The sequence below is a fragment of the Pseudomonas asplenii genome, from assembly GCF_900105475.1.
In the GTDB taxonomy this organism is placed as follows: domain Bacteria; phylum Pseudomonadota; class Gammaproteobacteria; order Pseudomonadales; family Pseudomonadaceae; genus Aquipseudomonas; species Aquipseudomonas asplenii.
Map to the genome: position 1 here is coordinate 465,994 of NZ_LT629777.1, position 21,080 is coordinate 487,073.

Here is a 21,080-nt window from a genome sequence, read left to right on the forward strand (position 1 = left end):
GGTAAAGCCAATCCATTTGCAACCTTCACTCAATGTCTTGAGATATTTGTTAAAGGCGAACGCCTACGCGCACAGGCTCTTGCGAGGGTGCGACGAACGTGAGAATGAATGGGATGCGCGACGGAGCAGCTAATCCTCGGCCCTCAGAGCCTGGCCGGTTTTCCAGTCGGAAAGCCGATAAGGCACGACAGCACCATGATCGTTGATGCTCTTGAAGCTCAACCGGAGCGGCTGCCCGGTGACCGACGCGGGCAGGATGAACTCCTGCGCCTGACCGGGAGCCAGCATCGAGTTCTTGCGATGCAGCAGCCGGGTCGCGCCGTCGAACAACTCGATATCCACCAGGCTGACGTAGAACGGCGCGGGATTGCTCGCCACCAGCACGCCTGCGGGTTTCAGGCGCCAACGCAATTGCTGCGGGGCCAGCTCGGGATCGGCCTGCAACTGACGAGGTCGATAGAACAGCTTGATTCGCTGGCGAATACCGATCTGCAGCACATTCTCCTGTTCGCTGACCTGTGGGATTTCCTGGACATTCAGCCAGAACAACGACTCCCGATCGGTCGGCATCTCGCTGCCGGAATGAATGATCCGCACCGTTTGCCGTCCGCCGGCGGGCAACGGCACCAGGGTCGGCACGACGGCGAACGGCAGGTCTGCGGCAGACGGGTCCTCGGCCTCCAGCCAGGACTGCAGCAGGATGGTGGATCTGTTGCGGTTCGATACGCTGAGCACCGCTTCCTTGTCTTGCGCCGGATACACCAGCCGGGTGCTGTTGAGCACGATTCCGGCCTGGGCCTGACCCGCCGCCCACGTGACCAGCGTCATGCCGATCAGCGCTCTCATCAACTTGCGCATGTTGCGATCCATCTGTTCGGAAGAAACGGAGCCTTGCAGCTCCGTTCGGGACACTCACTCAGTTGTAGGTCAGGACAAAAGGCACGGTGCCAGTCGCCGCGCCAGGTACGGTGGAGACACCGTTCTTGACGAAGACCGCACGCAGGGACAAGGTACCGCTGGAGCCGGTACCGCTGGGCTGGAGGATGCCGTCGATGGTATCGGCAGGGTCCTGGATGTTCAGGAAGTTATCGCTATCGCGACGGACCAGACCGATCCCGACACCTTTGGCGGCGCCAGCGGTCGGCAGCAGGTAGGGGTCGCCCTGGTCGGCCTGGGCTGGACGGAATGACATGCTCACGGTGCTTTCAGCGGCCGGTTGCAGACACGTCACCAACAGATCGATGTCCTTGGCCGTGCCCAGTCGCGCCTCGGTACGGTTGCCGATATCGGCAAAGGAAACCCGTCCAAGGTCGACCGGGATATTGTCGGCCGAGCCGCCCCCGGACGACACATCGCAACTGGTGTTGGTCAGTGCACCGGTGAAGTTCAGCGTCCCACCGTTGGCCGCGTGGACGGAACTCGTCACGCCCAGGGCTGAACCCAATAGAACCAACATCACGGAAATCTTTTTCATGCGAACACAATCCTTCGAGTTAATCGTTTGCACCCATCAATTGGGTGGCGGCCAATATAGTCGCGGATCGTGAATTGAACTATCAGACCTGGCCTTATTCCGGGTGCCGATTCAACCCGCTGGCAAGACATCTGTCTCCGTCAGAAGAAAATGTCATTCAATGGGCACGGAAAAACGATCAGGAGCGTGTTTAAAATTAAAGCCGTCCTCTCTATGAAATCCATTACCAGTCCCTGCCCCCTGAACAAGACCAGACACTCTTCGATGATATTTTAATTATATCGATCAAAAAGTTAGATCAGCTGACCCTGACCTGAGCGAGACAGAGTCAACTTGATGCCGGATATTTCACAGAACAGCGCTTGCCTGTATACGACCAGGCATTCGCTGATGTTCTGATACACGTACAACTTTACAGATACGTGATAACCACGACACCTTGGGAGGATGTCGCCTTGACGCTGGAAGCCTTGCTGGGCAAGGGCTGGAAGCGTGCATTAAAGGGCAATATGCCATTACTGCAGGCATTATGCGCAGTATCGACCAGCACCATGACGCCGGGTGCGACGTTGATTCGTTCAGAAACGCCATGACTGTTCGACGAGGTCGAGGACACTTCACACGCTGCCTCCAAAATCTGACCACTGAAACGAATCTGCCCCGCATTGGCTGCTACCACATTGGAGCAAACGCCCATCAACAACAGGACACCGAATACCGATAGTGTGTATTTCATATCAGCCACTCCCAAACAGGGTGAACCCCCTATCAATTAAAGCCTACACGAGAGCACTCCACTGAAAAAACGAGGAATATCCGTAGGACTTCTTATATTCAATTAAACATACACGCGCCTCATTCGCCCTGCTTTGCAGAAACATGTCTTTAAAAACAAGCAGCTAAAAAGCTCGTAAGTTCTTCCGGTTTATCGCCTGCACGTTTTCTTTCTTTAACGACACTTCAGACATTTGCCTGTCCGGCCGGCATCCGGCCGTAGCTGACAGCCGTGTCAGGTAGCGGTCACCGTACTGACCGGGTGATGGGGTTATAAAGACGATATTGTTCTGCCAGCATTGTCCTTCCACCACTGGTTCCGGCGTTTTGACACCATGCACATTCAAAAGAAAACCGTGTTGGGCCTTGTGGCGATCGTCCTGGTCGCCGCCGGTGCCTCCTGGGCCCTGAGCCGCCCTACCGCGCCCCGCCACGCCGGCAATGTGCCGATCCCGGTCAAGGTCGTCCCCGTCACGCAACGGGACGTCCCCCGTTATGCCAGTGGCATCGGTACGGTCCTGTCGTTGCACAGCGTGGTGATTCGCCCGCAGATCGATGGCATCCTGACCCGCCTGCTGGTCAAGGAAGGGCAACTGGTCAAAGAGGGCGATCTGCTGGCCACCCTCGACGATCGTTCGATCCAGGCCAGCCTGTCCCAGGCCAAGGCACAACTGGCACAGAGCCAGGCGCAGTTGCAGGTGGCGGAGGTCGATCTCAAGCGCTACAAACTGCTGAGCGCCGATAACGGCATCTCGAAACAGACCTACGACCAGCAGCAAGCACTGGTCAACCAGCTCAAGGCTACTGCCCAGGGCAACCAGGCGGCGATTACCGCAGCGCAGGTGCAACTGTCCTATACCCAGATCCATTCGCCGGTCACTGGCCGGGTGGGTATCCGTACCGTCGACGAAGGCAACTTCCTGCGCATGAGCGATACCCAGGGCCTGTTCTCTGTCACCCAGATCGATCCGATCGCCGTCGAGTTCTCGCTGCCCCAGCAGATGCTGCCGACCCTGCAAGGGCTGCTCGGCGCCGCCAGTCCGGCGCTGGTCGATGCCACTCTGGGCGACGACGACCACCGCAACAGCCTGCTCGGCGCCGGCCATCTGACGCTGATCGACAACCAGGTCTCGGCGACCACCGGCACCATCAAGGCCAAGGCCGAGTTCCGCAACCCGAATCAGAAGCTGTGGCCGGGCCAACTGGTCAACATCCGGATCCAGACCGACCTCGACCACGGCGCCCTGGTCGTACCTGCGACCGTGGTGCAGCGTGGCCTGGACGGTTACTTCGTCTACCGGGTCAAGGACAAGGGTGTGGAAGTGGTGCCGGTACGGGTGCCCTACCAGGACAGCGAGCAGAACATCATCGAGGGTGTACAAGCCGGCGACCTGCTGGTCAGCGATGGCCAGTCGCGACTCAAGCCCGGTTCCATCGTCGAAATCCTCGGCTCGCCCAAGCCGGCTGAACAGGCCGTGGCCGTGGAGCCCAAACCATGATCAAGGACAGTCGTGGCGTCTCGGCCTGGTGCATCAATCACCCGGTAGCGACCATCCTGCTCACCTTCGCCCTGGTCCTGCTCGGGCTCATCGCCTTTCCACGCCTGCCGCTGGCGCCATTGCCGGAAGCCGAATTCCCGACCATCCAGGTTTCCGCGCAATTGCCTGGTGCCAGCCCGCAGACCATGGCCTCCTCGGTGGCGACGCCACTGGAGGTGCAGTTCAGCGCCATTCCCGGCGTGACCCAGATGACCTCCAGCAGCGCCCTGGGCACCACCACCCTGACCTTGCAGTTCACCCTGAGCAAAAGCATCGACACCGCCGCCCAGGAAGTCCAGGCGGCGATCAACACCGCTTCGGGCAAACTGCCCAAGGACATGCCGACCCTGCCGACCTGGCGCAAGGTCAACCCGGCGGACAGCCCGGTGCTGATCCTCAGCGTCAGTTCCGCGCAGATGCCCGGCACCGAACTGAGCGACTACGCCGAAACCCTGCTGGCCCGTCAGCTCAGCCAGATCGACGGCGTCGGCCAGATCAACATCACCGGCCAGCAGCGGCCGGCCATTCGCGTACAGGCCTCGGCGGACCGACTGGCGGCCATCGGCCTGACCCTGGCGGACATCCGCCTGGCAATCCAGCAGACCAGCCTCAACCTGGCCAAGGGCGCGCTGTACGGCAAATCGAGTATCTCGACGCTGTCGACCAACGACCAGTTGTTCCAGCCGGAGGAATACGGCGAACTGATCGTCTCCTACAAAAACGGTGCGCCGGTGCAGCTCAAGGACGTCGCCCGGGTGATCCGCGGTTCCGAAGACGCCTATGTGCAAGCCTGGTCCGGCGATGTGCCGGCAGTGAACCTGGTGATTTCCCGACAGCCGAGCGCCAACATCGTCGAGACCGTGGACCGGATCAAGGCCGCCCTGCCCGGCCTGGAAGCCATGCTGCCAGCCTCGGTGGAGGTCAAGGAACTGGTCGACCGGACCCAGACCATTCGCGCCTCGCTGCATGAAGTGGAAATGACCCTGCTGATCGCCGTACTGCTGGTGGTGGCGGTGATGGCGCTGTTCCTGCGTCAACTGTCGGCCACCCTGATCGTCTCGGCGGTACTCGGCGTTTCCCTGGTGGCCAGCTTCGCGTTGATGTACGTGATGGGCTTCAGCCTCAACAACCTGACCCTGGTGGCGATCGTCATTGCCGTCGGCTTCGTGGTCGACGACGCGATCGTCGTGGTGGAAAACATCCACCGTCACCTGGAGGCCGGCGACGGCATGCGCGAGGCGGCCATCAAGGGCGCAGGAGAGATCGGCTTCACCGTGGTATCGATCAGTTTCTCGCTGATCGCCGCGTTCATCCCGCTGCTGTTCATGGGTGGCGTGGTCGGTCGGCTGTTCAAGGAATTCGCCCTGACCGCCACCTCGACCATCCTGATTTCGGTGGTGGTCTCACTGACCCTGGCGCCGACCCTGGCCTCGCTGTTCATGCGCGCCCCGGTGCATCACGAACACACCAAGGCGACGTTCGGCGAGCGTCTGTTGGCCGTCTACGAACGTGGCCTGCGCCGCGCCCTGGCCCACCAGAAGCTGATGTTCGGCGCGTTCTGCCTGACCCTGGGCCTGGCCATCGCCGGCTACGTGTTCATTCCCAAGGGCTTTTTCCCGGTCCAGGACACCGGTTTCGTGCTGGGCACCACCGAGGCCGCCGCCGACGTGTCGTTTGACACCATGGTCGCCAAGCACAAGGCCCTGGCCGAAATCGTCGCTGCCGATCCTGCGGTTCAGGCCTTCTCCCACTCGGTGGGGGTCTCGGGGAGCAACCAGACCATCGCCAACGGCCGCTTCTGGATCGCCCTCAAGCCCCGGGACCAGCGCGATGTTTCCGCCAGCGCCTTCATCGACCGCATCCGGCCCAAGCTGATGCAGATCCCCGGCATCGTGCTCTACCTGCGTGCCGGCCAGGACATCAACCTCAGTTCCGGGCCGAGCCGGGCCCAGTATCAATACGTGATCAAGAGCAACGATGGCGACCTGCTGAATACCTGGACCCAGCGCCTGACCGACAAACTGCGGAGCAACCCGGCGTTCCGCGACCTGTCCAACGACCTGCAACTGGGCGGCAGCATCACCCACATCACCATCGACCGCAGTGCCGCTGCGCGCTTCGGCCTGACCGCCAGCGATGTCGACGAAGCCCTCTATGATGCCTTCGGCCAGCGGCAGGTCAACGAGTACCAGACCGAGACCAACCAGTACAACGTGATCCTCGAACTGGATGCCGCCCAGCGCGGCAAGGCCGAGAGCCTGCACTACTTCTACCTGCGCTCGCCGCTGACTAACGAGATGGTCCCGCTGTCGGCCCTGGCGCGCTTCGACGTTCCCACCAGCGGTCCGCTGTCGATCGCCCACGATGGCATGTTTCCGGCCGCCAACCTGTCGTTCAACCTCAGCCCCGGAGTCGCCCTGGGCGATGCGGTGCTGATGCTCGACCAGGCGAAGAAGGAGATCGGCATGCCGGCCGCCATCAGCGGCAACTTCCAGGGCGCCGCGCAGGCCTTCCAGAGTTCCCTGGCCAGCCAGCCGTGGCTGATCCTCGCGGCCTTGGTGGCGGTGTACATCATTCTCGGCGTGCTCTACGAGAGCTTCGTCCATCCGCTGACGATCATTTCCACCCTGCCCTCGGCCGGCCTAGGTGCCTTGATCATGCTCTGGCTGCTGGGCCAGGATTTCTCGATCATGGCGTTGATCGGCCTGGTATTGCTGATCGGCATCGTGAAGAAGAACGGCATCCTGATGATCGACTTCGCCCTGGAAGCCCAGCGGGGCGGGCTGACACCCGAGGACGCCATCTACAAGGCCTGTATCACCCGCTTCCGGCCCATCATCATGACCACCCTGGCGGCCCTGCTCGGTGCGCTGCCGCTGATGCTCGGCCACGGCCCAGGCGCCGAGCTGCGCCAGCCGCTGGGCATTGCCGTGGTCGGTGGCCTGCTGGTGAGTCAGGCGCTGACGCTGTTCACCACACCCATCATATACTTGTGGCTCGAACGGCTTTTCCATCGGCCCAAACCGGCCAGCGTGCCGGCGATCACTCATTGAGGCGGGGTCATGCGTGTCCTGATTATCGAAGACGAAGAAAAAACCGCCGATTACCTGCATCGGGGTCTGACCGAGCAGGGTTATACCGTCGATCTGGCTCGGGATGGCGTCGGCGGCCTGCATCTGGCGCTGGAGAGCGATTACGCGGTGATCATCCTCGATGTGATGCTGCCGGAGCTCGATGGCTTCGGCGTGCTCAAGGCCCTGCGGGCGCGCAAGCAGACGCCGGTGATCATGCTCACCGCCCGCGAGCGGGTCGAGGATCGCATCCGCGGCCTGCGCGATGGCGCCGATGATTACCTGGGCAAACCGTTTTCCTTTCTCGAACTGGTGGCCCGCCTGCAGGCACTCACCCGGCGTAGCGGCGGCGGCCATGAGCCGGTACAGATCAGCGTCGCCGACCTGTGGGTCGACCTGATCAGCCGCAAGGCCAGTCGCGCCGGGCAGCGCCTGGATCTGACCGCCAAGGAGTTCTCGCTGCTCAGCGTACTGGCTCGCCGCCAGGGCGAAATCCTGTCGAAGACAGCGATTGCCGAGATGGTCTGGGACATCAATTTCGACAGCGATGCCAACGTCGTCGAGGTAGCGATCAAACGCCTGCGGGCCAAGCTCGACGGGCCATTCGAACAGAAACTGCTGCACACCATCCGTGGCATGGGCTATGTGCTGGAGAACCGTGGTGTCGACTAACTCGATTGCCCTGCGCCTGAGCGGGCTGTTCAGTCTGGTCGCGCTGGCGGTGTTCCTGCTGATCGGCGGCGCCTTGTACCTGCAGGTGGAAAAAGGTCTGGGCCTGCTCCCCGAGGCTGAACTGGATGCGCGCTACAGTGTGCTCGAGTCCTCGATCAACCGTTTCGGCACCCCGGACCACTGGACCAAGTTCAGCGCCAAGCTCAAACAGTTGGGCGAGGAAGACAAGCGTATCCGCTTCTGGGTGGTCAGCGGCGATCCGAACTATGAATATGGTGCACCCGACGCGCAGATCCGTGCCTTCGCTGCCGGTGCCAAGGGCATGCGCGACCTGCTCCTGCCGGGGCACGCCTACCCGTTCAAGGTGTTGCTCAACACGATGCCGGCCAAGGACCAGCGCCCGCCTCTGCAGTTTCTGATCGGCATCGACACCGAGACCTTCCGCAAGACCCAGCACCAGTTGCTGATCGCCCTGGTCAGCCTGGCGATCGTCGGCGTACTGCTGGCCTCGGCCCTGGGCTACTGGGTAGCGCGGATCGGCCTCAAGCCGCTGATCAGGCTATCGCAGGAAGCGCGCAAACTGGCGCCACCGCGCCTGACCGGCCGCCTGCAACTGTCGCCATTGCCGCCGGAGCTGAGCCAGTTCGTCAACTCCTTCAACTCGACCCTGGAGCGCGTTGAGCAGGCCTATTCACGACTGGAATCGTTCAACGCCGATGTCGCCCACGAACTGCGCTCGCCGCTGACCAACCTGATCGGCCAGACCCAGGTGGCGCTGACACGCGGCCGCTCTGCCGAGCATTATTTCGAAGTGCTGCAATCGAACCTGGAGGAACTGGAACGTCTGCGCTCGATCATCAATGACATGCTGTTCCTGGCCAGCGCCGACCAGGGCAGCAAGGCCACCAAACTGATCAGCACCTCGCTGGCCGCCGAGGTCGCAACGACCCTGGACTACCTCGACTTCATTCTCGAAGACGCCCAGGTCCGGGTCGACGTCAGTGGCGATGCGCAGGTGCGGATCGAGATTGCCCATCTGCGCCGGGCATTGATCAATCTGTTGAGCAATGCGGTACAGCACACCGCGCCCGGCCAGGTAATCACGGTACACATCGACCAGGAGGGCGACCAGGTGACGATCGCGGTCTCCAACCCTGGCGAGACCATCGCCAGCGAACACCTGTCGCGCCTGTTCGAACGTTTCTACCGGGTCGACGCGTCACGCAGCAACAGCGGCGCCAACCACGGCCTGGGGCTGGCGATCGTCAAGGCGATCGCGCTGATGCATGGCGGTGATGTATTCGTGCGCAGTGGTGCCGGCGTCAATACCTTCGGTATCCATCTGCCCGCGTGATGATCAACCGTCATGCGCCCTGAGCGACACCACGATTAGCGGGGCATCGTCGACTACCCGATGAATATCTTCTAGCATGCGTAAAGGTCAGCATCCTGATGCTGGCCTTTTTGCCGCTGGGGCTTTATAGAGGGGCCAATAACCCCGAACCGCTTGAGGTTTACCATCAATCATCCTTCGAACAGCTCGGCGATGCCTCGCCTGCTGCTGATACTCGGCAGCGGCCTGAGTGTCAGTGCGATCCTCGGCATCGTCATCTATCTGCTGATCCGCGAGCGAGGCAGTGCAGAACTCGTCGCCATACGCGCCGCCACGAACATCGTGCAATTGATCGATGCCGACGTCCTGCGCAATGCCGAACTCTACGACAAGTCATTATTGGACCTCATCACCGCCTCGCGGCGTGAGGACCTCAAGCACGTCTCGCCACAGATTCGTCATCTGGCCCTGTTCGACAGTGCCACGGCAGCTCCGAACAAGGGCGATATCCTGTTACTCGACAAAGATGGCGAGGTGATTGCCGACTCCTCTTCGGTCACCCCTCGGACCGGTAATTACGCCGATAGAGCGTATTTCAAGGCCCACATCGAAAACCCCAGTGACGTGATGATGATCAGCCAGCCGTTTCTCGCTCGGGAGAAATGGGTGGACTGGCGCATCAGCTTCAGCCGCCGAGTCTCGTCGCCCGAGGGCGAGTTTCTTGGCGTCGCTCGGGCCGCCATCCGTCTCAGCTATTTCAACGAGCTGTTCAGGACCCTCAATGTCGGGGCCAGCAGTACGGTCAATCTGCTCAGCAGCGACGGTATCCTGCTCGCCCAGGAACCGCTGATGAATGCCGACATGGTCGGCAAGGACTTCAGCCAGCGCCCCAATTTCCAACGCATCGTCAGCGAGGGCAACGGCAGTTTCAGCGCTATCTCCGGCATCGACGGCAAGCAGCGCCTCTACACCTTTTCCCGGGTGGGTGACTTGCCGCTGATCGTGGTGGTGGCCCTGTCGGGGGAGGAAGTCTATTCCTCCTGGTGGCGCACCACCTGGCTGGTCGGCAGTGCCACCGGCGGGCTGTGTGTCGGCCTGCTATGGCTGAGCTGGCTGTTGGCGCGGGAGCTGCAACGACGCCAACGGGCCGAACAGGAGCTGGCCGAGCTGGCAACCACCGACGCGCTCACCGGCATCGCCAACCGCAGGGCACTGGATCAGACGTTACTACTGGAGTGGAACCGGGCACAGCGTTCGGGCCAGCCCCTATCGTTGCTGATGATCGACGCCGACCATTTCAAGGCGTTCAACGACCGTCATGGACATCCGATGGGTGACGAAGCCTTGCGCCAGATCGCTCGGGTGATCGGTGACAGTATCCGTCGTCCGGGAGACCTGGTAGCACGTTACGGCGGCGAAGAGTTCGCGGTGATCCTGCCACAAACCGACGAAACGGGAGCCTGCTGCTTGGCCGAAAAGATCAGCAGTGCCATCCGCCAGATGCCGCCCTTGTTAGCCGATGCGTGCCCCATCACCGTCAGTATCGGCGTCAGCACCCAATGGGTTTCCCGCGAGGCGATTGCCCTCGGCGCGAGGATCGAGCAACTGCTGGAAGATGCCGACCAGGCCCTGTATCAGGCCAAGCGCAATGGTCGTGACCAATTGGTGCATGCTCGGGATATCGAACTACAGAGATAAAAAAGGCCGCCCGAAGGCAGCCTTTGAAGAACAACAAAAGGAGAAAGTCGTTACACGGCCGCAACAGGACGCATGTACGAGATCGGCGCCGTGCTGGCGTCTTCGAAGGTCACCACTTCCCAGGCATCTTTCTGCTCGATGAGCTTACGCAGAAGCTGGTTGTTCAACGCGTGACCGGACTTGAAGCCCTTGAACTCACCAATCAGGCTATTGCCCAGCAGGTAGAGGTCACCGATGGCGTCGAGGATCTTGTGTTTGACGAATTCGTCTTCATAACGAAGGCCGTCTTCGTTCAATACACCGTCCGAGTCCACCACGATGGCGTTTTCCACGCTACCGCCGAGTGCGAGGTTGTGCTTGCGCAGGTACTCGATATCACTCATGAAACCAAAGGTGCGGGCGCGGCTGACTTCCTTCACGAACGACGTGCTGGAGAAATCCACGCTGGCACTCTGGGTGCGGTCACGGAATACAGGGTGATCGAAGTCGATCTCGAAACTCACCTTGAACCCGTCGAAAGGCACGAAAGTGGCGCGCTTGTCGCCGTCTTCCACTGTGACTTCACGCAGGATGCGGATGAACTTCTTGGCTGCGTCCTGTTCTTCCAGGCCGGCAGATTGAATCAGGAATACGAAGGGTCCAGCGCTGCCGTCCATGATCGGGACTTCGGACGCGGAGAGCTCGACGTAGGCGTTATCGATGCCCAGACCGGCCATGGCCGAGAGCAAATGCTCCACCGTGTCCACTTTGGTGTCACCGTTGACCAGGGTGGTCGACATGGTGGTTTCACCAACGTTTTCCGCGCGCGCAGGAATCTGCACCACAGGGTCGAGGTCGGCACGACAAAACACGATGCCGGTATCCACGGGGGCTGGTTTGAGGGTCAGGTAGACCTTCTCGCCCGAGTGCAGGCCGACACCTGTAGCACGGATAATATTTTTCAGGGTGCGTTGTTTAATCATGGCTTTGGCCGCTTCAGCGCAAATTGCGAACAGGTATCAACAAAGGCTGGCGATAATAGCAGACCAGACCTTTGCTGAACACCAATCACCCTAATACTCCTGATACATTCCATCAATCGGCCTGGCGACGCAGGAAGGCCGGGATATCCAGATAGTCCAGATCGTCCTGCGGATTCATCTTCGCGGCAGTCGCAGCCCCGGCCTGGGCCTGGTTGCGCATGACGGTCGGACGATCCAGGTCGCGGTAGTTCACCGACGGCAGTTCCTGACGTGCGGCAGCAGGTGCCTGAGTGGCGGCCGGCTGACTGGCAGTCTGCAGGGTGTTGTCGATGACCTTCACAGGTTTCTCGATGCGGGCACCCAGACCGGTGGCGACCACGGTCACGTGCAGCTCGTCGCGCATGTCCGGATCGATAACGGTACCGACCTTGACCATGGCGTGCTCGGAAGCAAAGGCTTCGATGATGCTACCGACGTCGGAGTACTCACCCAGGGACAGGTCAGGACCGGCGGTGATATTCACCAGGATGCCGCGTGCACCTTGCAGGTTCACATCTTCCAGCAACGGGTTGCGGATCGCCGCCTCGGTGGCTTCACGCGCACGGTTCGGACCGCTGGCGCAGCCAGTGCCCATCATCGCCATGCCCATTTCGCTCATCACGGTGCGTACGTCGGCGAAGTCGACGTTGATCATGCCTGGACGCTTGATGATGTCGGAGATACCGCGAACGGCACCGGCCAGTACATCGTCAGCCTTGGCGAACGCCGACAGCAGGCTGGCGTCCTTGCCCAGGATGGTCAGCAGCTTCTCGTTGGGAATGGTGATCAACGAGTCGACGCTTTCGCTCAGCGCGCGGATGCCCTCATCGGCGATCTGCATGCGCTTGCGGCCTTCGAACGGGAACGGACGGGTCACCACCGCAACGGTGAGGATGCCCATTTCCTTGGCCACTTCGGCGATGATCGGGGCTGCACCGGTACCGGTACCGCCACCCATGCCGGTGGTGATGAAGACCATGTTGGTGCCTTGCAGCACTTCAGCGATACGCTCGCGGTCTTCCAGAGCGGCCTGACGACCGACTTCCGGGTTGGCGCCAGCGCCAAGGCCCTTGGTCACGCCGGTGCCCAGTTGCAGGATGGTCCGTGCGCCAATGTTCTTCAGCGCCTGGGCATCGGTGTTGGCGCAGATGAACTCGACGCCTTCAATGTTGCTCTTGACCATATGGTTAACGGCGTTGCCACCGCCACCGCCGACGCCGATAACCTTGATTACCGGACTTTGTGGGACGTTGTCTACGAGTTCAAACATGTTCCCTCTCCTTTCATTCTCTAGTTTTTTCGCCTACTTCTACTGCTTTGAAACTTTAAAAGTTGCCCTGTACCCAGCGCTTGAGGCGCTCCAGCACAGGTGCTTTCTGTTCTTCATCGCGATAGTCGTTTCTGTTGCCGCCGTTGTAGCCGGACAGGGAAATGCCGTCCGACTGCTTTTGCAGTCCGTACAGCAACAGCCCTACCCCAGTTGAATAGATCGGGTTGCGGACCACGTCCGAGAGCCCCTTGACGGTATGCGGCACACCCAGACGCACCGGCATGTGGAAAATTTCCTCGGCCAGCTCGACCGCGCCTTCCATCTTCGAGGTACCGCCGGTCAGCACGATGCCGGCCGGAATCAGGTCTTCATAACCGCTGCGACGCAGTTCGGCCTGGATCAGCGTGAACAGTTCGTCGTAACGCGGCTCGACCACTTCGGCCAGGGCCTGACGGGACAGCTCGCGGGGTGGACGATCGCCAACGCTCGGAACCTTGATGGTTTCGCCGGCACCGGCCAGCTTGGCCAGGGCACAGGCGTAGCGGATCTTGATCTCTTCGGCATACTGGGTCGGGGTGCGCAACGCCATGGCGATGTCGTTGGTCACCTGGTCACCGGCAATCGGGATCACCGCGGTATGACGAATCGCACCTTCGGTGAAGATCGCGATGTCGGTGGTGCCACCACCGATGTCCACCAGGCACACGCCCAGCTCTTTCTCGTCGTCGGTCAGCACCGAATAGGCCGAAGCCAGTTGTTCGAGGATGATGTCGTCGATTTCCAGGCCGCAACGACGCACGCACTTCTCGATGTTCTGCGCGGCATTCACTGCGCAGGTGACCACGTGGACCTTGGCCTCCAGACGTACGCCGGACATGCCCAGGGGTTCACGCACACCTTCCTGATTGTCGATCACGTAGTCCTGCGGCAGGGTGTGCAGTACCCGCTGGTCAGCCGGGATCGCCACGGCCTGGGCGGCATCGAGCACGCGCTCCAGGTCCGCCGAGCTGACTTCGCGATCACGGATGGCGACGATACCGTGGGAGTTCAGGCTGCGGATGTGATTGCCCGCGACGCCGACGAACGCCGAGTGGATCCGGCAACCGGCCATCAGTTGCGCCTCTTCCACCGCGCGCTGGATCGACTGCACGGTGGATTCGATATTCACCACCACGCCCTTCTTCAAGCCGCGCGAAGGGTGCGTACCGATGCCGACGATTTCCACTGTGCCATCGGCCGCGACCTCGCCCACCAGCGCCACCACCTTGGAGGTGCCGATATCCAGTCCGACGATCATTTTGCCGCTTTGCACGTTTGCCATGGTCCTGCCTCTTCTTAATTCTTCGCAACGGCGGGTTTGTCCGTCGCGGGTGCCACAGGTTCCCGCCATCCGACGGCCAGGCCGTTGGAATAGCGCAGATCGATGCTGGCAATGTTCGTAATCTGTTCTTTCAGCGTTTTTTCATAAATGGCAATGAAACGGCGCATCTTCTCGACCAGATGGTCGCGGCCCAGCAACAACTGAATACCCGGCCCCGAGCTGCCCGCACCAGTGGTCAGGAACCAGCTGCCGCGCTCGCGCAGTTCCAGCCGGGCGATGGAGAAGCCCAGTGGGCGCAACATCTGACTCAGCACCTGGTACTGCTGCATCACCTGCTGCTGAGCCCGCTGCGGGCCGAACAGCTGCGGTAGGTGCTCGTAGTTCGCCAGTTCCCGTGGCGCGAACGCCTGGCCCTGGTTGTTCAACAGTGCCTCGTCGCCCCAGCGGGCCACCGGCAACTGCTCTTCCAGGCGAATCACCACCTGGTCCGGCCACACCCGGCGGACTTCGGCATGGGCGATCCACGGCATGGTTTCCAGCTCGGCGCGCATGCTTGCCAGGTCGATGGTGAAGAAGCTCGCCGCGACATACGGTGCGATCCGCTGCTGTACCGCCTGCTGGCTGATATAGCTCAGGTCCCCCTGGACGTTGATCTTGCTGATCGGCCGATCCGCATAGGGCAACAGACGCTGGGCGCCTTCATAGGTGCCAAAGCCCAGGGCCACCAGCAACACCGGCCACATCAGGCGCTTGAAAAAGCCGAAATTGGCTTTTGGCAGGCGCGCAGACACCGGCTCCTTGGCCACCATTCGGCTGGCACCCCGCGGCACCGGCTTGTTACGGCCGGGACCCGGTGACTGATGACGAAACTGCGCGCCGTGCATGGGATCGTTAACCTCTCGGCCCTGGGTGGCTGGCGACACTTTCCGCCAGGATCGCCAGCACCAACTGCTGGAAATCGAGGCCGGCCGCACGTGCCGCCATCGGAACCAGACTGTGGTCAGTCATGCCCGGGGCGGTGTTGACTTCCAGGAACCAGAACTGCCCTTCGGCGTCCTGCATCACATCGGCACGCGCCCAACCGGCGATACCGAGCGCCTCGCAGGCTTTCGCCGTGAGGTCCATCAGTTCCTTTTCCTTGGTGTCGTCGAGGCCGCACGGGATCCGATACTGGGTATCGGAAGCCAGGTACTTGGCGTCGTAGTCATAGAACGAATGCGGGGTGCCGAGGGCGATCGGCGGCAAAATCTGGCCACGCAGTGTGGCAATGGTGTACTCCGGACCTTGAATCCATTGTTCGACCAACACTTGCGAATCGTAGGTGGCAGCAGCTCTCCAGGCGGCGATCAAATCGTCGACGCCGGTCACCTTGGCCATCCCGATACTGGAGCCTTCATGGGCAGGTTTGACGATCAAAGGGAAACCCAGTTCCGCACCGGCTGAAATACAGTCGGCTTCGCTGCCCAGCACCGCATGGCGTGGAGTCGGAATGCCCAGGCTGTGCCAGACCTGTTTGGTACGCAATTTGTCCATGGCCAGGGCCGAGGCGAGGATGCCGCTACCGGTGTAGGGAATCTCCAGGCACTCCAGCAGGCCCTGCATGCTGCCGTCTTCACCGCCACGGCCGTGCAGAATGATGAAGGCACGGTCGATCTTTTCACTCAGCAGACGCTGCAGCAGGTCCTCACCCACGTCGATACCGAAGGCATCGACGCCAGCGCCCAGCAGCGCCTCAAGCACCGCATTGCCGGATTTCAGCGACACGGCGCGCTCGGCGCTCTTGCCACCGAACAGCACGGCAACACGGCCGAAGTCCTTCGGCTCGAGGGTCGAGAACAGGTTGGCGTAGGCGGCGGTCATTTCGACTTCTCCGCGCCGGCTGCGGCAACCGCACCTGCGAACAACGAACTCTTGAGCAATTGCGGCGCGAGACCGCCGATATCACCGGCGCCCTGGCACAACAGGATGTCGCCCGGCTGCAGCAGCGGCTTGACCAGCGGCGCCAGGTCGACGCCACGCTCGATGTAGATCGGGTCGAGCTGACCACGCTGACGAATGCTGCGGCACAACTGGCGGCTGTCCGCCCCCGGAATGGCTTCTTCACCCGCCGGATAGACTTCCATCAACAACAGGACGTTGGCATCGGCCAGGACCTGGACGAAGTCGTCGTACAGATCGCGGGTGCGGGTATAGCGGTGCGGCTGATAGACCATCACCAGACGACGCTCCGGCCAGCCGCCACGCACGGCCTTGATCACCGCCGCGACTTCGGTCGGGTGGTGGCCGTAGTCGTCGACCAGCATCACGCTGCCGCCGTCCACCGGCAATTCGCCGTAGACCTGGAAGCGTCGACCGACGCCCTGGAAGCCCGACAGGCCCTGGACGATGGCTTCATCGCTGATGCCCTCGTCGGTGGCGATGGCGATGGTCGCCAGGGAGTTCAGCACGTTGTGGTTGCCCGGCATGTTCACCGACACGTCCAGCGGCTCGCGGTCGCGGCGCAGTACGGTGAAATGGGTCTGCATGCCGGCCTGGCGGATGTTGATCGCGCGCACATCGGCGTCTTCGTGAACCCCATAGGTCACGGTCGGACGGGCGATCTGCGGAAGGATTTCACGCACCACCGGATCGTCCAGGCAGACCACGGCCAAGCCATAGAACGGCAGGTTGTGGAGGAATTCGACGAAGGTTTTCTTCAGCTTGCTGAAGTCGCCCTCGTAGGTGTCCATGTGGTCGGCGTCGATGTTGGTGACCACGGCCACCATCGGCTGCAGGTGCAGGAAGCTGGCGTCGCTTTCATCGGCTTCGGCGATCAGGTAGCGACTGGTGCCGAGCTGGGCATTGGTGCCCGCGGCGTTCAGTCGGCCACCGATGACGAAGGTCGGATCGAGACCGCCAGCGGCGAACACCGAAGCGATCAGGCTGGTGGTGGTGGTCTTGCCGTGGGTACCGGCGACCGCGATGCCGTGGCGATAGCGCATCAGCTCGGCGAGCATCTCGGCCCGTGGTACCACCGGAATACGACGTTCGAGGGCGGTCGCGACTTCCGGGTTGGATTTGTTCACGGCGCTCGATACCACCAGCACATCGGCGCTGGCGGCGTTTTCGGAACGGTGACCGATGAAGATCTGCGCGCCGAACGACTCGAGCCGGTCGGTGACCGGCGAGGTTTTCAGGTCGGAGCCGGACACCTGGTAACCCAGATTCAGCAGCACTTCGGCAATCCCGCACATGCCCACGCCGCCGATTCCGACGAAGTGAATGCGACGGATACGGCGCATTTCCGGCTGAGGAATGGCTTTCTGACTTTCAACCATGGGCCACCTCCAAGCAGATCTCGACGACGGTGCGGGTGGCATCGGGTTTGGCCAGGCGGCGTGCGGTGCTCGCCATGGTGTTCAGTCGTTCCGGTTGCATCAAAACCTCTGTCAGGCGTGCCGCCAGGTCGGCGGCGCCAGTCGTTCTTTGCGGCAGCAGGAAGGCAGCGCCCTCCCCGGCCAAATATTCGGCATTGCGGGTCTGGTGATCGTCGATCGCATGGGGCAAAGGCACCAGCAACGAGGGCAGACCAGCCGCAGCCAGCTCACTGACGGTCAACGCGCCTGCGCGACAGACCACCAGGTCGGCCCAGCCATAGGCTTGGGCCATGTCCTTGATAAACGGCGCCACCTGCGCCTCGACACCCGCAGCCTGGTAGCGCTCGGAGGTCACCTGGTCATGGTTGCGACCGGCCTGATGGAAGACTTCCGGACGGAATTCGACCGGCACCTGGGCCAGTGCTTCGGGCAGCAGTTTGTTCAGCGGTTCGGCACCGAGGCTGCCCCCCAGGATCAGCAGGCGGGCCGGGCGCCCTGCCAGCGCCTGGCGCGGGGTCTCCAGAAACAGCTCGGAGCGCACCGGGTTGCCGGTGGTGCGGCGCTTGCTCGAGGCGCCGAAGGTGTTCGGGAACGCCTCGCAGACCCGGGCAGCCAGAGGCGCCAGCAGACGGTTCGCGGTACCCGCCACGGCGTTCTGTTCGTGCACGATGACCGGTACACCGCACAGGCGCGCCGCAACACCGCCGGGACCGGTGACATAACCACCGAAGCCCAGCACGCAGACCGGTTTCAACTGGCTCATCAGCTTGCGCGCCTGCCAGACCGCCCGCAGCAGCACGAACGGCGCCTTGAGCAGCGACAGTTTACTCTTGCCGCGCAGACCCGCGACGTTGATCAGGTGCAACGGCAAGCCGGCATTAGGCACCAGCTCGTTCTCGATACCGCGCGGCGTACCCAACCAGTGCACGGTGAAACCCCGCGCCTGGAACTCGCGGGCGCAGGCCAGCGCCGGGAACACGTGGCCGCCGGTGCCGCCAGCCATGATCAATACGTTAGCGCCCATGGGGAGTGTCCTCCGCAAAGTCGCTTTCATCGAATTCCATCTCTTCGCTGCCCAAATGGGTTCGGCTCTCCCACTCGATCCGCAATAGCAGGCCGAGACAGGCACAGCAGATCACCAGGGAGCTGCCGCCATAGCTGAGGAACGGCAAGGTCAGACCCTTGGTCGGCAGCAGGCCGACGTTCACGCCGATATTGATCAGGAACTGACCAATCCACAGGAAAGCCAGGCCGTAGGCCATGTAGGCGGCAAAGAACTGCTTGGCCTTCTCGGCCCACAGGCCGATGTACATGGCCCGCACGCTGACGAACACGAACAGCGCGACCGTGCACAGCGAACCGACCGCACCCAGCTCTTCAGCCAGTACGGAGAACACGAAGTCGGTATGGGCTTCCGGCAGGTAGAACTGCTTCTGCACGCTATTGCCCAGGCCAACGCCCAGCCATTCACCGCGACCGAAGGCGATCAGCGCCTGGGTCAACTGGTAGCCGGAGCCGAACTGGTCGGCCCAAGGGTCGGTAAAGGTGGTCAGACGCGCCATCCGGTAAGGTTGTGCCTTGATCAGCACCACCACCGCGACCACCGCCAGCAACACCATCAGGCCGAAGCGCAACAGACCAACGCCGCCGAGAAACAGCATCGCCGCCGCCGCGCCCATCATCACCACGGTGGCGCCGAAGTCCGGCTCCATCAGCAACAGGCCAGCCATCGGCAGCAGCACAATGAACGGTTTGAAAAAGCCCATCCAGCTCTCGCGCACTTCCTTCTGGCGTCGCACCAGATAACCGGCGAGGTAGATCACCACGAACACCTTGGCGATTTCCGAGGGCTGCACGTTGAAGAAGCTGAAACCGATCCAGCGCATCGAGCCGTTCACCTCACGGCCGATACCGGGCAGCAACACCATCACCAGCAGACCAAAGGCACACACCAGCATCATGAAACCCATGCGCTGCCAGGTGGCGATCGGCACCATCATCGTAGCGATGCAGGCGCCCAGGCCGATCACCAGGTAAATCAGGTGGCGGATCATGTGATACAGCGCGTTGCCCGACTGCACGGCCGCCACTTCGGAGGAAGCCGAGGTAATCATCACCAGGCCAAGACCCAGCAATGCGAGGCAGCCGGCGAGCATCGGGAAATCGACATCGACACCCCGACCGGTAATGATTGGCGACGGATACGGTTTGATAATGTTGAAAATCATGCCAAGTCCTCCACGGCCTGGGCGAACAGGCGCCCACGCTCTTCGAAGTTCTTGAACATGTCGAGGCTTGCGCAGGCCGGTGACAGCAGCACCGCATCACCGCTGTGCGCCAGCTCGGCGCTACGCTGTACCGCCTCGTCCAGGGTCTGCACACGAATCAACGGCACCTCGTCGCCCAACGCCTGGGCCAGCAACTCGGCATCACGCCCCAGCAGGACCACGGCACGGCAGTTGGCCGCCACCGGCGCACGCAGGGCGGAAAAGTCTGCACCCTTGCCGTCGCCACCGGCGATCAGCACCAGCTTGCCACCGATATCGGCGCCCAGGCCCTCGATGGCCGCCAGCGCAGCACCGACGTTGGTGGCCTTGGAGTCGTTGTAGTAGTTCACACCGTGACGTTCGCGCACCCACTGGCAACGATGTTCGAGGCCAGCAAAGGTGCGCAGGCTCGACAACATCGCGTCGAACGGCAACCCTACGGCGTGGCCGAGCGCCAACGCGGCCAGGGCGTTGGATTGGTTGTGGGCACCACGGATCTTCAGCTCGTGTACCGGCATCAGGTTCTGGAACTCGAAGCCCAGGTATTTCTCGCCGTTTTCCTCACGTACACCGAAGGTCTTGAAGTCCGGCTTGCCCAGACCGAAGGTCCAGCAAGGCAGGCCTTCGCTCATCAGTGGTCGGGACAAGGCGTCCTGGCGGTTGACCACCACCTGTTTCGCCCCACGGAAAATCCGATGCTTGGCCAGGTGATAGGCAGGCAGACCGCTGTAGCGATCCATGTGGTCTTCGCTGATGTTGAGCACGGTCGCCACCTCAGCATTCAACTGCTCGGTGGTTTCCAGTTGGAAGCTCGACAGTTCGAGCACATACAGATCGATATCGTCGCCGAGCAGATCCAGCGCCGGGGTACCCAGGTTGCCACCGACCGCCACGCGCTTACCGGCGGCAGCCGCCATCTCGCCCACCAGGGTGGTGACGGTGCTCTTGGCATTGGAGCCGGTAATGGCAACGATCGGCGCCTTCGCGTTGCGCGCGAACAGCTCGATGTCACCGGACAATTTCACGCCACGGGCGGCAGCGGCCTGCAACGCCGGAGTCGCCAGGGCCAGCCCGGGGCTCACATACAGTTCATCGGCACGGCAGAGGAAGTCGACATCCAGCTCGCCACAACGCACTTCCACCTGCGGATAGTCACGACGCAGCGTGGCCAGCTCCGGTGGATTCTCCCGCGTATCGGCCACCGCAAAGGCAACGCCCCGGTTCGCCAGGAAGCGAACCAGGGACATGCCGCTCTTGCCGAGGCCGACAACGATGCGGAAGTGGTCAGAAGCGATCAGCGACACA

17 protein-coding genes are annotated in these 21,080 nt (G+C 61.9%); 5 read left to right on the forward strand and 12 right to left on the reverse strand.

What is annotated here, in order from left to right:
• Positions 1-129: 129 nt before the first annotated feature.
• The 3 genes from BLU37_RS02135 to BLU37_RS28955 all read right to left on the reverse strand — a co-directional run bounded on the left by BLU37_RS02135 (position 130) and on the right by BLU37_RS28955 (position 2,210).
• Entirely contained in the window at positions 130-858 is a 729-nt protein-coding gene (locus BLU37_RS02135) for a fimbrial biogenesis chaperone (protein ID WP_232000452.1), read from the reverse strand.
• Between the two features lie 58 nt (positions 859-916).
• Positions 917-1,474 (reverse strand): fimbrial protein, encoded by a 558-nt coding sequence (locus BLU37_RS02140; protein ID WP_010452637.1) that lies wholly within the window; start codon positions 1,472-1,474, stop codon positions 917-919.
• Between the two features lie 412 nt (positions 1,475-1,886).
• Complete coding sequence (locus tag BLU37_RS28955) at positions 1,887-2,210, reverse strand: hypothetical protein (RefSeq protein WP_157696363.1); 324 nt, start codon at positions 2,208-2,210, stop codon at positions 1,887-1,889.
• Between the two features lie 373 nt (positions 2,211-2,583).
• On the opposite strand from BLU37_RS28955, the gene BLU37_RS02145 reads away from it, so the two are divergent.
• The 5 genes from BLU37_RS02145 (at position 2,584) to BLU37_RS02165 (ending at position 10,560) form a co-directional block, all read left to right on the forward strand.
• A complete protein-coding gene (locus BLU37_RS02145) occupies positions 2,584-3,747 on the forward strand; it encodes an efflux RND transporter periplasmic adaptor subunit (protein ID WP_090202096.1) in 1,164 nt (387 codons plus the stop codon).
• A complete protein-coding gene (locus BLU37_RS02150) occupies positions 3,744-6,839 on the forward strand; it encodes a multidrug efflux RND transporter permease subunit (protein WP_090202097.1) in 3,096 nt (1,031 codons plus the stop codon). The genes BLU37_RS02145 and BLU37_RS02150 overlap by 4 nt, the downstream gene beginning before the upstream one ends.
• Before the next feature lie 9 nt (positions 6,840-6,848).
• A complete protein-coding gene (locus BLU37_RS02155) occupies positions 6,849-7,529 on the forward strand; it encodes a heavy metal response regulator transcription factor (protein ID WP_010452627.1) in 681 nt (226 codons plus the stop codon).
• Positions 7,519-8,883 (forward strand): heavy metal sensor histidine kinase, encoded by a 1,365-nt coding sequence (locus BLU37_RS02160; protein ID WP_090202098.1) that lies wholly within the window; start codon positions 7,519-7,521, stop codon positions 8,881-8,883. The genes BLU37_RS02155 and BLU37_RS02160 overlap by 11 nt, the downstream gene beginning before the upstream one ends.
• 192 nt (positions 8,884-9,075) lie before the next feature.
• Complete coding sequence (locus BLU37_RS02165) at positions 9,076-10,560, forward strand: sensor domain-containing diguanylate cyclase (RefSeq protein ID WP_090202099.1); 1,485 nt, start codon at positions 9,076-9,078, stop codon at positions 10,558-10,560.
• A gap of 50 nt (positions 10,561-10,610) precedes the next feature.
• Here the strand turns inward: BLU37_RS02165 and lpxC are convergent, their stop codons facing one another.
• From lpxC to murD, 9 genes are all read right to left on the reverse strand, one after another.
• Complete coding sequence (gene lpxC / locus BLU37_RS02170) at positions 10,611-11,522, reverse strand: UDP-3-O-acyl-N-acetylglucosamine deacetylase (RefSeq protein ID WP_010452622.1); 912 nt, start codon at positions 11,520-11,522, stop codon at positions 10,611-10,613.
• Positions 11,523-11,634: 112 nt separating this feature from the next.
• Entirely contained in the window at positions 11,635-12,831 is a 1,197-nt protein-coding gene (gene ftsZ, locus BLU37_RS02175; protein WP_019363608.1) for a cell division protein FtsZ, read from the reverse strand.
• A gap of 55 nt (positions 12,832-12,886) precedes the next feature.
• Complete coding sequence (gene ftsA / locus BLU37_RS02180) at positions 12,887-14,152, reverse strand: cell division protein FtsA (protein ID WP_010452619.1); 1,266 nt, start codon at positions 14,150-14,152, stop codon at positions 12,887-12,889.
• A 14-nt stretch (positions 14,153-14,166) separates the two neighbouring features.
• Positions 14,167-15,036: a cell division protein FtsQ/DivIB gene (locus tag BLU37_RS02185; protein WP_010452617.1), complete on the reverse strand. Its 870-nt coding sequence runs from the start codon at positions 15,034-15,036 to the stop codon at positions 14,167-14,169.
• 7 nt (positions 15,037-15,043) lie between these two features.
• Positions 15,044-16,012, reverse strand: a complete 969-nt coding sequence (locus BLU37_RS02190; protein WP_090202100.1) for a D-alanine--D-alanine ligase — start codon at positions 16,010-16,012, stop codon at positions 15,044-15,046.
• The gene (gene murC / locus BLU37_RS02195) at positions 16,009-17,469 is read right to left on the reverse strand and encodes a UDP-N-acetylmuramate--L-alanine ligase (protein WP_010452614.1); all 1,461 of its coding nucleotides are present in this window, start codon (positions 17,467-17,469) and stop codon (positions 16,009-16,011) included. Before murC ends, BLU37_RS02190 begins: the two co-directional genes overlap by 4 nt.
• Positions 17,462-18,532, reverse strand: coding sequence for an undecaprenyldiphospho-muramoylpentapeptide beta-N-acetylglucosaminyltransferase (gene murG, locus BLU37_RS02200; protein ID WP_010452611.1), 1,071 nt, complete (start codon positions 18,530-18,532; stop codon positions 17,462-17,464). Before murG ends, murC begins: the two co-directional genes overlap by 8 nt.
• Positions 18,522-19,736, reverse strand: coding sequence for a putative lipid II flippase FtsW (ftsW, locus tag BLU37_RS02205; RefSeq protein ID WP_010452609.1), 1,215 nt, complete (start codon positions 19,734-19,736; stop codon positions 18,522-18,524). Before ftsW ends, murG begins: the two co-directional genes overlap by 11 nt.
• On the reverse strand, positions 19,733-21,079 hold the full coding sequence (gene murD / locus BLU37_RS02210) for a UDP-N-acetylmuramoyl-L-alanine--D-glutamate ligase (protein ID WP_090202101.1): 1,347 nt from the start codon (positions 21,077-21,079) through the stop codon (positions 19,733-19,735). The genes ftsW and murD overlap by 4 nt, the downstream gene beginning before the upstream one ends.
• Position 21,080 lies beyond the last annotated feature (1 nt).